This is a genomic window from Escherichia sp. E14S1 (genome assembly GCF_004211995.1).
Taxonomy (GTDB): Bacteria; Pseudomonadota; Gammaproteobacteria; order Enterobacterales; family Enterobacteriaceae; genus Escherichia.
On record NZ_RHJQ01000013.1, the window covers coordinates 53,070 to 65,999 of the forward strand.

General features: G+C 51.3%; 9 protein-coding genes. 4 read left to right on the top strand and 5 right to left on the bottom strand.

Annotation, left to right across the window (positions count from 1 at the left end; all coding sequences use genetic code 11):
• Window position 1: 1 nt before the first annotated feature.
• Entirely contained in the window at window positions 2-808 is an 807-nt protein-coding gene (sapF, locus tag D9734_RS15935) for a peptide ABC transporter ATP-binding protein SapF (RefSeq protein ID WP_000573415.1), read from the top strand.
• Window positions 809-860: 52 nt separating this feature from the next.
• Here the strand turns inward: sapF and D9734_RS15940 are convergent, their stop codons facing one another.
• The 5 genes from D9734_RS15940 to D9734_RS15960 form a co-directional block, all read right to left on the bottom strand.
• Window positions 861-2,024, bottom strand: a complete 1,164-nt coding sequence (locus tag D9734_RS15940; protein ID WP_130208815.1) for a multidrug effflux MFS transporter — start codon at window positions 2,022-2,024, stop codon at window positions 861-863.
• A gap of 8 nt (window positions 2,025-2,032) precedes the next feature.
• Window positions 2,033-3,406 carry a TolC family protein gene (locus D9734_RS15945; RefSeq protein ID WP_130208817.1) on the bottom strand — a complete coding sequence of 458 codons (1,374 nt, stop codon included), beginning with the start codon at window positions 3,404-3,406 and terminating at the stop codon, window positions 2,033-2,035.
• A gap of 3 nt (window positions 3,407-3,409) precedes the next feature.
• Window positions 3,410-6,517, bottom strand: coding sequence for an efflux RND transporter permease subunit (locus D9734_RS15950; RefSeq protein ID WP_165383291.1), 3,108 nt, complete (start codon window positions 6,515-6,517; stop codon window positions 3,410-3,412).
• Complete coding sequence (locus tag D9734_RS15955; protein ID WP_130208819.1) at window positions 6,517-7,638, bottom strand: efflux RND transporter periplasmic adaptor subunit; 1,122 nt, start codon at window positions 7,636-7,638, stop codon at window positions 6,517-6,519. Before D9734_RS15955 ends, D9734_RS15950 begins: the two co-directional genes overlap by 1 nt.
• Before the next feature lie 151 nt (window positions 7,639-7,789).
• Window positions 7,790-8,353: a TetR/AcrR family transcriptional regulator gene (locus D9734_RS15960; RefSeq protein ID WP_130208821.1), complete on the bottom strand. Its 564-nt coding sequence runs from the start codon at window positions 8,351-8,353 to the stop codon at window positions 7,790-7,792.
• 514 nt (window positions 8,354-8,867) lie between these two features.
• Between D9734_RS15960 and fabI the strand changes: the two genes are divergently transcribed.
• From fabI to D9734_RS15980, 3 genes are all read left to right on the top strand, one after another.
• Window positions 8,868-9,656: an enoyl-ACP reductase FabI gene (fabI, locus tag D9734_RS15970; protein ID WP_000506490.1), complete on the top strand. Its 789-nt coding sequence runs from the start codon at window positions 8,868-8,870 to the stop codon at window positions 9,654-9,656.
• 143 nt (window positions 9,657-9,799) lie between these two features.
• Entirely contained in the window at window positions 9,800-10,927 is a 1,128-nt protein-coding gene (locus D9734_RS15975; protein ID WP_130208825.1) for a CMD domain-containing protein, read from the top strand.
• Window positions 10,928-10,994: 67 nt separating this feature from the next.
• The gene (locus tag D9734_RS15980) at window positions 10,995-12,929 is read left to right on the top strand and encodes an exoribonuclease II (protein ID WP_130208827.1); all 1,935 of its coding nucleotides are present in this window, start codon (window positions 10,995-10,997) and stop codon (window positions 12,927-12,929) included.
• Window position 12,930: the final 1 nt, after the last annotated feature.

The following is a 12,930-nucleotide window of genomic DNA, read 5'->3' on the forward strand; positions in this document are numbered from 1 at the left end:
GATGATAGAAACTCTGCTCGAAGTGCGTAATTTAAGCAAAACGTTCCGCTACAGGACCGGCTGGTTTCGCCGTCAGACAGTCGAAGCGGTAAAACCATTGAGCTTTACGCTGCGTGAACGCCAGACACTGGCGATTATTGGTGAGAACGGTTCCGGTAAATCGACGCTGGCAAAGATGCTGGCAGGAATGATTGAGCCAACCAGCGGCGAGTTATTGATTGACGATCATCCTCTGCATTTTGGCGATTATTCCTTCCGAAGCCAGCGTATTCGCATGATATTTCAGGATCCGTCGACTTCATTGAATCCACGTCAACGTATTTCGCAGATCCTTGATTTTCCACTGCGTTTGAACACAGACCTGGAACCGGAACAGCGCCGCAAACAGATTATTGAAACAATGCGTATGGTCGGGCTGCTGCCGGATCACGTCAGTTACTATCCGCATATGTTGGCCCCCGGGCAAAAACAGCGTCTTGGTCTGGCGCGCGCGCTGATATTGCGCCCAAAAGTGATTATTGCCGATGAAGCCCTCGCCTCGCTGGATATGTCGATGCGTTCGCAGCTAATTAACCTGATGCTGGAGTTACAAGAGAAACAGGGTATTTCTTATATTTATGTTACCCAGCATATCGGGATGATGAAGCACATCAGCGACCAGGTGCTGGTCATGCATCAGGGAGAAGTTGTCGAACGCGGTAGCACTGCGGATGTGTTGGCATCGCCGCTGCACGAACTCACCAAACGGCTAATTTCCGGCCACTTTGGCGAAGCATTGACGGCGGATGCGTGGCGTAAAGATCGTTAGTATTCGGTACCTCATTCTGACAGGGTAAATCCCCGTCAGAATGAGGTATTCATTACTTTTGATTGTCGATTCTGGTGAGAGCAACCAGCAATGCCAGCGTATAACACACCATAATTGCCAGGCTCATTTTTAACAGCGTTTCCCCACCAAGCCCCGACAATGGCGCGGCTATACCGCCGAAGACAAACATGCTCATCCCCATCAACGCAGACGCCGTTCCAGATTCCTGCGTCCCTACTGCACTCATAGCCTCTGCCCCGCCAACAGTGCCGATGCCGCTACAAAATGCGATGGTGAAAAATAATGCCACCAGTGCCGGAATGGGTAACTGCAACCATGCGCATAAGACCGTGAGCAATGCACACAAAATTGCCGCTATCAGGCCACCTCTCAACAATTTCATCGCGTTAACTCGTCGCGCCAGGCGCGAGAAGATCCATGAAGCGATGATAAGTCCGATGCCGTTAAGGCCAAACACCAGGCTAAATTGCATTGGACTAAAGCCAAATTCCTTCTGCAACACGAACGACGAAGAGCCGATGTACGCAAACAAGCCTGCTAGCATAAAACTTTGAATCAGGCAAAGGCGCGTAAAACGGCGGTTCTGCACCACGCTTCGTCCGGTTAATAGCAATGAAGAGCCCCTTTTATTTTCTGGCAATGTCTCATTGATAAATAACAGGCAGCCCAGCAACAGTACGGTGCTAATTTCAGCCATCACCCAGAATAAAGTGCGCCAGTCAAACGTGCTGACAATATAACCGCCCAGCACTGGCGACAACACCGGAGCCAGGCCATTCACCGTCATTAGCAGCGCAAAGAACTGGGTCAGCGTTACTCCCTGATATTTGTCACGAGCAATAGAACGAGAGAGCACCGAACCACCTGCCCCCGCGATCCCTTGAATAAAACGCCAGACCACCAGCCAGTAAATATTGTTCGTTGTCGCGCACAAAATGGAAGAAATAATAAACAATAGCAACGACAAGACTAACGGACGTTTACGCCCTATTTTGTCGCTCAGAGGACCAAATAACAGTTGTCCGACGCCAAGACCGATCAGTGATGCGGTCAGCGTTAATTGCGTTATGGTCGAGGTTGCCGCCAGTTGCTCTGACATCTCCGGCAAAGCAGGCAAATAAAGATCGGTACACATCGGGCCGATACCGGCTAAAAGACCAAGAATCAATGCCCATGAAAGAGAGACTCTAGCCATACTATTCCTTACTTGAGTGATGACATGCCGCCGCCCAGCGACTGCCAGATCGTGATCCGGTTTGTAAAATCAGTCAGTTGCAATGCCAGCAGCTCCTGCTGTGCGCTCCACAAGCTGCGCTGTGCCGTCAACACGGTCAGGTAATCACCAACACCCGCCTGATAGCGACGCAGGCCAACATCGACCGTTTGTTGTTCAGCTTTAACATACTGGCGCTGTGCATCCAGTTGCTCTTCAAGCGTGGTCCGCCGCGCCAGTGCGTTAGCGACATCTTTAAACGCGCTCTGAACGGTTTTCTCATAGGTGGCAATGAGTCCACGCTTTTGTGCTTCTGCGTAACGAAGCTGCGCCAGATTACTACCGCCGGTGAACAGTGGTAATGTGACCGATGGCGCAAATGACCAGATCTGCATTCCGTGGCTGAACAGCGATGACAATGCGTCACTGCCAACACCAGCGCTGGCAGTCAGCGAAATCGTCGGGAAAAAGTTAGCCCGCGCGGCGCCAATATCAGCATTGGCGCTCTTCAGATTATGTTCCGCTTCCTGGATATCCGGGCGACGCAGCAGAACGTCAGATGACACTCCCGCAGGAACCAGGCTTATCATCTGTTCCGGCAGGCTTTCCAGTGTTCCCGGTAGCAGATTTTCCGCAAGCGTTGTACCGGCCAGTAAGTTCAGAGCATTTTTATCCTGCATCACTTGTGTCTGATAGCTGGCAACGCTGGCGCGCGCTTGCTGATAAACACTCATCGCCTCACTGACATCTGTCGCTGCCGCCGTGCCAACCTGTTGCTGGCGCTGGATAATTTTTAATGAGTTTTCTGCACTGGCCATCGTTTCTTTTGCCAGGGCCAGATTGCTGTTATCAGCCGCCAGGGTCAGCCAGGCGGTGCTGATTTCAGCAATCAGCGTTAAACGGGTGTTCTGGGCTGTAAATTCACTGGCAAGCCAGGTTTCCCGCGCCGCCCGAGATAAACTCTGATTACGACCAAACAGATCTAACGTATAACTGGACACCGTGCCGTCAGCCTCGGCAGTGGTTCCCGTACCCTTCGCCAGCGAACGACTGCGGGTCGAACTTAAGGCCGCATTCACCCTCGGGAATAACGACGCATTAGTTTGCCCATAGAGCGCCCGTGCGGAGTCAATATCAGCTATCGCTTTTTGCACATCGCGGTTACTGTTCAGAGCAATGGTCACCACCTGCTGCAATCGGGGATCATGGATCACCTGCTGCCAGTCATGGCTGATTGCCTTTCCCTGGCCCTGTGCTCCCGGCAAGGTCGCCGGGATTGGGGATTCAGGCGTGCTGTAGTGAGGATCGAGCGAGACACATCCCGCACTCAACAGCACCAGAAAAATAAGAGAACGACGCAACATAACTTACTCCTGACTGCGCGGTTTACCGGCAAACAAACGTTTCACCAGTACAAAAAACAGAGGAACAAAGAAAATAGCCAGCAACGTAGCGGTCAGCGTACCGCCAATAATGCCCGTACCAATGGCGATACGGCTGTTCGCACCTGCGCCGGTCGCCATCGCCAGCGGCATTACCCCCGCAATAAACGCCAGCGAGGTCATGATGATTGGACGTAAACGAGTCTGCGCCGCGCGTAATGCCGCCCGACTCAGGGAATGGCCCTCAGCAACTGCCGCTTCAGCAAATTCAACAATCAGAATGGCGTTTTTCGACGACAAGCCGATAGTGGTTAATAGCGCCACCTGGAAGTAAACATCGTTGTTTAAATCACGCATCCAGGCCGCCAGCGCCGCGCCAAGAAGCCCCAGTGGGATCACCAAAATGACCGAGAACGGAACTGACCAGCTTTCGTACAGGGCTGCAAGACAGAGGAAAACCACCAGAATAGAGACTGCGTACAGACTTAATGCCTGACCACTGGCCAGTTTCTCCTGCAATGACAAACCACTCCAGGCCCAGGTCGTTCCCGCAGGAAGACTGTTTGCCAGTTTCTCCATTTTTGTCATTGCATCGCCGGAACTAAAGCCAGTCGCGTTTTCGCCCTGAATTTCATAAGCCGCAGAACCGTTGTAGCGAACTAGTTTTTCCGGGCCATAGATCCAACGTGTAGTGGCAAAAGCAGAGAACGGCGTCATGGCGTTATCGCTACCGCGCACAAACCATTTCCCTAAATCTGACGGCGCGGAACGAAATTCACTGTCGCCCTGAATGTAGACTTTCTTCACACGACCACGGTCAATAAAGTCATTCACATAAGTACCGCCCCACGCGCTGGCCAGCGTGTTGGTGACATCGCTTAAGCTCAACCCCAGCGATACGGCTTTATTGTTATCGATATCTACCTGCAATTGCGGCATTTGCGGCAGGTCATTGGCGCGCACAGAAATCAATTCAGGGCTTTGATTAGCCTGTTCAATCAACTGATTACGCATTTTAAGTAAGGTTTCACGGTCAGTCGCACCACTTGCCATTAATTCAAACGTAAAGCCATTGCTTTGCCCCAGTCCGTCAACGGCTGGCGGCGTCATGGCAAATACCGTGGCATCACGAATTGTGCCCAACTCTTTGGTTGCCCGTAAGGCGATAGCCTGGGCGGTATTTTCTGCCCCTTTACGTTGTGACCAGTTTTTCAACGAGACAAACGCCATCCCGGTATTCTGTCCGCTGCCGCTAAAACTGAAACCATCAACGGTAAAGATGACATCGGTATTTGCTTTTTCGTTTACCAGGAACCAGTCAACAATCTGGCGATTCACTTCTGCTGTACGAGCCGCGGTCGCCCCAGCTGGCAGCGTGTACTGCACCATGATTTCGCCCTGGTCTTCAGTGGGTAAGAAACTGCCCGGCAGTTTCCACATCATCAGGGCCATTCCGCCACTCAGCACGGCATAAACACCCATCGTTCGGGCAGCACGGCGCAGGACATAAATTACGCCTCGCTGATATTTATCTTCAGTACGGCGGTAAAAGCGGTTAAATGCGCCGAAAAAGCCTTTTTTATGCGGTGGAACATGCTGAAGGACGGAACCGCACAGCGCGGGAGTCAAGGTCAATGCCACCACCACGGAAAGCAGCATTGCGGAGATAATGGTTATCGAAAACTGACGATAAATTACTCCCGTAGATCCCCCAAAGAAGGCCATCGGCAGGAATACGGCTGACAACACCAGCGCAATAGCAACCAGTGCGCCAGAAATCTCGCCCATTGATTTTTCCGTGGCTTCACGCGCGGGCAACCCTTCGTCACGCATAATACGTTCGACGTTCTCCACCACCACAATGGCATCGTCCACCAACAAGCCGATCGCCAGCACCATCGCAAACAACGTCAGGGTATTAATCGAATAGCCAAACAACGCAAGAGCGCCGAATGTGCCCAGCAAAACAACGGGGACAGCTAACGCCGGAATCAGCGTGGCGCGCAGGTTTTGCAGGAATAAATACATCACGCAAACCACCAGTACGATGGCTTCAAACAGCGTCTGAATTACGTCCTCTACGGAGATTTTAATAAATTCAGTGCTGTCTTTCGGGTATGCGATGGCGTACCCCTGCGGCATATTGCGCTGGAATTCGGCAATCTTATCCTTGACCAGCGTCGCCGTATTCAGCGCATTCGCACCGGGCGAAAGCATTACAGCAACCCCGGCAGACGGGTGACCGTTAAGTTTGCCGATCGCGGTATAATCTTCACTGCCCATCTCAACGCGAGCCACATCTTTTATGCGAACAACTGCGCCGTCTGACTGGCTTTTCACGATAATATTTTTGAACTGATCCACCGTCTGCAAACGAGACTGCGCACGTACTGTCGCCGTCAGTTGCTGAGTATTCGGTGAAGGCAATGCCCCAATTTTCCCGGCAGTAACCTGCACGTTTTGCGCTTCGATAGCACTTTGCACGTCTGAAGGCATCAGCGAGTAAGACGCCAGTTTGGCCGGGTCAAGCCAGATGCGCATAGCATATTCTGCGCCAAAGACTTGCAGACTCCCCACACCTTCAACGCGCGCCAGCGGGTCCTGAACGTTACTGACCAACCAGTCGGCGATATCCGAACTGGAGGCTTTGTCAGTGGTGTCATACACGGCAGCAATCAGCAAAAAGTTGCTTTGTGATTTTTCCACTGTGACGCCCGTTTGCTGCACTTCACTCGGTAAGCGTGACTCAGCCTGCTGAATTTTATTCTGCACCTGAACCTGTGCAGTGTCGGGATCGGTACCTTGTTCAAAGGTCACATTAATACTGACCGAACCATCAGAGCTGCTGGTTGAGCTAAAATAGAGCAAATTATCCAGCCCGGTGAGTTGCTGTTCGATAACCTGGGTCACGCTGTTCTCCAGCGTTTCGGCTGAAGCACCGGTATAAGTGGCTGAAATTTTTATGGTCGGCGGCGCAACGTCAGGATATTGCGCGACGGGTAATGTGCGAATGGCCAGAATACCCGCCAACATAATCAAAATGGCGATAACCCAGGCAAAGACCGGACGGCGAACAAAAAAGCGCGAAAACATCAGGCGTTGCCTCCATTAGCCTGAACTTCAACAGCCTTGACGGTCTGCCCTGAAGTTACTTTGGCGGAACCTTCAACAATCAGTCGGTCGCCGTCATGCAGGCCGTTCAGCACCAGCCATTTATCACCATACGTTTCTCCCGTTTCGAGCGTTCGCTGCTCTACTTTATTGTCTTTATTCACCACCAGCGCAGTTGCATTGCCTTTAGCATCGCGCGTGACGCCCTGTTGAGGCGCGAGAATAGCGTCTTCCATCACGCCTTCATCGACACGAGCGCGAACAAACATGCCTGGTAATAACTGTTGTTGTGGATTGGGGAAAATCGCCCGTAATGTCACCGAGCCGGTAGACTCATCCACAGCGACTTCGGTGAGTTCCAGACGCCCTTTTTCGCTGTAGGTTGTGCCATCTTCCAGAATAAGTGAGACGCTCATGGTGTCACTGTTGGTCGCCAGTGACTGTTTGCGCAGACGTAATAAATCGACACTGGAGCGAGTGAGGTCGACATACATTGTATCCAGACCACGAATGGTCGTTAACGCCGTATCCTGCGACGCGGTCACCAGTGCGCCAGGGGTCACCGACGAAATGCCAATACGCCCCGAAATCGGCGCGGTTACCGTGGTCCAGTCAAGATTAATGCGCGCGGTTTCCAGTGCGGCTTTTTTCGCTTCAACACTGGCTTTATCTTGTGCGCAGGTAGACTGAGCATCATCAGCATCCTGTTGTGAGACACCGTTATCTTTCACCAGTCGGGCATAACGCTGCGCTTTCTGGCAATCGGCTTTTACCAGTGCCTGTGCCTGTTGTAATGCTGCCCGGGCTTCATTCCATGCCGCCCGATAACTGGCCGCATCAATTTGGTACAATGGTTGTCCGGCCTTAACCAAATCGCCTTCAGTAAATAGGCGTTTCTGGATAATTCCCCCAACCTGCGGACGTACTTCAGCACTGAGTGCCGCACTGGTGCGCCCGGTTAATTCACTGACTACCGAAACCGGTTGAGATTTGAGCGTAACAACGCCCACTTCTGTTTCCGACGGGGATGAATTGTTATTTTGCGTATTATCACAACCAGATAAGAGTAGCATTGCCACTACAGACGTTGCTATATACTTCATTATTTTCTCCAGGGTGAACAATACCCTCCCCATTAAAATTAATGAGGATATGTCAGGGATATTCAGATATAACGAACCCGCATCGCGAAATGAATTTCGCAATGAAATAAGGGGGATTAATATCCCCCACTATCGGTTAATTCTTTTCTTATTAATTTATCAACATACTAACAATGTCCTGATATATTTTTTGCAGACGTTGGGGATCGCTTTTTTGCGGTGTTAAGCGACGATAAACCGTACCTTCCATCATGGTGGCAAGCACTTCAACGCAGCAACGAATGTGCTCATCGCTAAGATGGGGATGCATTCTTTTCATATGTGCACAACCGTTAGCGAACATTCTGGCGTCAGCTTCCTCGAGCATCGCCATCACCCGTGGGTTGCGTGTGGCTTCTGCAGCCACTTCCAGCATCAACGCGTCGTCGTCCTCATTTAAGGATTTCCGCAAAGCAAGAACTTCCGGGAAGTGATCGGTACGCGCGTCAATGTCCATCTGGGCAATACGAAAGTCGATGATACGGCGAACCATCTCTTCAATAATGGCGTCTTTATTGGCGAAGTAACGATATATCTGACCCACGCTAAGCTGAGCTTCGCTGGCAATTTGCGACATACTGGCGGCGTGAAAACCGCAGCGACGAAAACACCGACGGGCGGCGTTGATGATTTCATCCTGCCGCTGTTTGTGACGTATCTCCAGCTTGCTGGTCATTTCTGTCTCCTGTCCTTCCACTTAGTGAGAACGATCATTCTCATTTTTGCCAATTATACATTTCTCCAAAGTGAGGGAAAGTATTTTTATCTTATTCATGGTGTATATTCTGATAATGAAGAGATTGTGGAGATTCTGTGAAGATAGTTGACAATATTAAATTGGGGGCTATTTGTCAGAGATAAGACCGCGACTTGTTGTCGCCAGATTATTAATCGTCGATGACACAACAAACGCCGGACCTGATAAATCCGCGTCTGTTTTATCATCAAACTTACCGGAAGTAATACGAATAGTTTTAAAGCCAGACGCTATAAGATATTTCCACAATCGGCCCCTCGCAGGCGTCGCAAAATGCTCTGGACTGCTGATTCTCTCCGGTACAGAAAGCGCAACTATAGCCACCCACAGCCAGGTTGATTATAATAACCGTTTATCTGTTCGTACTGTTTACTAAAACGACGAATCGCCTGATTTTCAGGCACAACAAGCATCAACAATAAGGATTAAAGCTATGGGTTTTCTTTCCGGTAAGCGCATTCTGGTAACCGGTGTTGCCAGCAAACTGTCCATCGCCTACGGTATCGCTCAGGCGATGCACCGCGAAGGAGCTGAACTGGCATTCACCTACCAGAACGACAAACTGAAAGGCCGCGTAGAAGAATTTGCCGCTCAATTAGGTTCTGACATCGTTTTGCAGTGCGATGTTGCCGAAGATGCCAGCATCGACACCATGTTCGCTGAACTGGGTAAAGTTTGGCCGAAATTTGACGGTTTCGTACACTCTATTGGTTTTGCACCTGGCGATCAGCTGGATGGCGACTATGTTAACGCCGTAACTCGTGAAGGCTTCAAAATTGCCCACGACATTAGCTCCTACAGCTTCGTTGCAATGGCAAAAGCTTGCCGCTCCATGCTGAATCCGGGCTCTGCTCTGCTGACCCTTTCCTACCTGGGCGCTGAGCGCGCTATCCCTAACTACAACGTTATGGGTCTGGCAAAAGCGTCTCTGGAAGCTAACGTGCGCTATATGGCCAACGCAATGGGGCCGGAAGGTGTGCGTGTTAACGCCATTTCCGCAGGTCCGATCCGTACGCTGGCCGCTTCCGGCATCAAAGACTTCCGTAAAATGCTGGCGCACTGCGAAGCCGTTACGCCGATTCGTCGTACCGTTACCATCGAAGATGTGGGTAACTCCGCAGCGTTCCTGTGCTCCGATCTCTCTGCCGGTATCTCCGGTGAAGTGGTCCACGTTGACGGCGGTTTCAGCATCGCTGCAATGAACGAACTGGAACTGAAATAATCGTTCTGTTGGTCAAGATGGGCGGCGTTCTGCCGCCCGTTTTCTCTGTTATACCTTTCTGATATTTGTTATCGCCGATCCGTCTTTCTCCCCTTCCCGCCTTGCGTCAGGATAACGATTTCCGTTATGACCAAGGAGCGCCCATGGAACAACGCCACAGTTCAGGCAAAAGCCATTGGTATCATGAAATCCAATCCAGCACTTCAGAGCATAACGTTCTGCCACTTGTACCCGAAGCCGCAAAGGTCAACGACCCTTTTTTGCTCGACGTGATTCTTGAGGAACAAACGCTGGCCCCTTTTCAGTCATGGCTGGCACCCGCACGTGCACTCGCTGGAGCATTGTTCCCGGCTCAGCTGGCCGTGACCCGCTTGCAGACATTCACCGCTTATGAACGCCTGTCGACTGCCCTGACTGTTGCTCAAGTCTGCGGCGTCCAGCGGTTGTGCAACTACTATTCCGCGCGCCTGACACCACTTCCCGGACCGGATTCCTCCAGGGAAAGTAATCATCGGCTGGCGCAAATCACACAATATGCCCGCCAACTGGCCTTCTCTCCATCTATTATCGACGGTCGATCCCGTGAGCATCTTAAAGATGTCGGCCTTACCGCCTGGGACTGTGTGTTCATTAACCAAATTATTGGCTTTGTCGGTTTTCAGGCGCGAGTGATTGCCACATTGCAGGCTTATCTTGAGCAACCAGTTCGTTGGCTACCCGGTCTGGAGATGCAAAACTACGCCGATGCATCACTGTTTGCGAATGAATCAACTCGCTGGCGTACCTGCTACGCCGTAGAAAAATCATGTGAAGATGCGGTGAATAGTTCGTCGGTTGAACTCAGCCAACTGACCGAAATACTCAATCTTCACCCAGCTCTACTTTCACGCCTTGAGGAGCTATTCGCCAGCACATTGGTTAGCGCCAAAACCAACCATCAACTTGCGACGTTGTTAACCGCGCGGATTAATGGCAGCGCCGCTTGCTTCGCTAGCCAAACATATTCAACAACAGAATATAAAGAGGCAATCCTCATTCTACGTCAGGGCGAAAATGAAATTAATCGGTGGGCTGATAGCCATTGTGTTGAGCGCGCTACCGTTCAGGCGATACAATGGCTGACCCGAGCACCCGATCGCTTTAGCGCCGCCCAGTTCAGCCCATTACTCGAACATGAAATATCATCAACACAGGTTATTAATTTGTTGGTATGGAGCGGGCTTTGTGGCTGGATCAATCGCTTAAAAATCGCGTTGGGTGAAACATATTAACCTTGCTGCGTCAGACAGAATCGCGTAAAACTGTCAGCCGCTCTAATGGCCACCAAAATAGACAATTATGTTTCAGGACAACCCGCTGCTAGCGCAGCTTAAACAGCAACTGCATTCCCAGACGCCCCGCGCTGAAGGGGTGGTAAAAGCCACTGAAAAAGGCTTTGGCTTCCTGGAAGTCGATGCACAAAAAAGTTATTTCATTCCGCCGCCGCAAATGAAAAAAGTTATGCATGGCGACAGAATTATCGCAGTCATCCACAGCGAAAAAGATCGTGAATCTGCCGAACCAGAAGAGCTGGTTGAACCTTTTCTAACCCGCTTCGTGGGTAAAGTTCAGGGCAAGAATGACCGTCTGGCCATTGTCCCTGATCATCCATTATTGAAAGATGCCATTCCTTGCCGCGCAGCCCGTGGCCTGACACATGAATTTAAAGAAGGCGACTGGGCAGTTGCCGAAATGCGCCGTCATCCATTGAAAGGCGATCGTTCTTTCTATGCAGAACTCACGCAGTACATCACTTTTGGCGACGATCACTTCGTGCCGTGGTGGGTAACTCTGGCGCGTCATAACCTGGAAAAAGAAGCGCCGAACGGCGTTGCTACTGAAATGCTCGACGAAGGTCTGGTGCGCGAAGATCTGACTGCACTGGATTTTGTCACCATCGATAGCGCCAGCACGGAAGATATGGATGACGCCCTCTTCGCGAAGGCGCTCCCGGATGACAAACTGCAACTGATCGTGGCGATTGCCGATCCAACCGCGTGGATTGCAGAAGGTAGCAAACTGGACAAAGCGGCAAAAGTTCGTGCATTCACCAACTATCTGCCAGGTTTCAACATCCCAATGCTGCCGCGTGAGCTTTCCGACGATCTCTGCTCACTGCGCGCCAATGAAGTTCGCCCGGTAATGGCGTGTCGGATGACGCTCTCCGCAGATGGCACCATTGAAGACAATATCGAGTTCTTTGCCGCGACTATCGAGTCCAAAGCGAAACTGGTTTATGACCAAGTTTCCGACTGGCTGGAAAACACCGGCGACTGGCAGCCAGAAAGTGAGGCCATTGCCGAACAAATTCGCCTTCTGGCGCAAATTTGCCAGCGTCGCGGCGAGTGGCGCCATAACCATGCACTGGTGTTTAAAGATCGCCCGGATTACCGTTTTATTCTCGGTGAAAAAGGTGAAGTGCTGGATATCGTCGCCGAGCCTCGTCGTATTGCCAACCGTATTGTCGAAGAAGCGATGATTGCTGCTAACATTTGTGCTGCCCGCGTACTGCGCGATAAGCTCGGTTTTGGTATCTATAACGTGCATATGGGCTTTGATCCGGCAAATGCGGAAGCGCTGGCAGCATTGCTAAAAACGCACGGTCTGCATGTCGATGCTGAAGAAGTGCTCACGCTGGATGGTTTCTGCAAGCTGCGTCGCGAACTGGATGCGCAACCGACCGGTTTCCTCGACAGCCGTATTCGTCGTTTCCAGTCCTTTGCCGAAATCAGCACTGAGCCAGGCCCTCACTTTGGCCTCGGTCTGGAAGCGTATGCCACCTGGACCTCACCAATCCGTAAGTATGGCGACATGATCAACCATCGTCTGCTGAAAGCGGTCATCAAAGGCGAAACGGCGACGCGTCCGCAGGATGAGATCACCGTTCAAATGGCCGAGCGTCGTCGTCTCAACCGGATGGCGGAACGTGATGTCGGTGATTGGTTATACGCCCGTTTCCTGAAAGACAAAGCCGGGACCGACACCCGTTTTGCGGCGGAAATTGTCGATATCAGCCGTGGCGGCATGCGTGTGCGTCTGGTTGATAATGGCGCTATCGCTTTTATTCCTGCGCCATTCTTACACGCCGTACGCGACGAACTGGTTTGCAGTCAGGAAAATGGCACCGTGCAAATTAAAGGTGAAACGGTTTACAAGGTAACCGATGTTATCGACGTCACTATTGCCGAAGTTCGTATGGAAACTCGCAGCATTATTGCTCGTCCGGTAGCGTAAT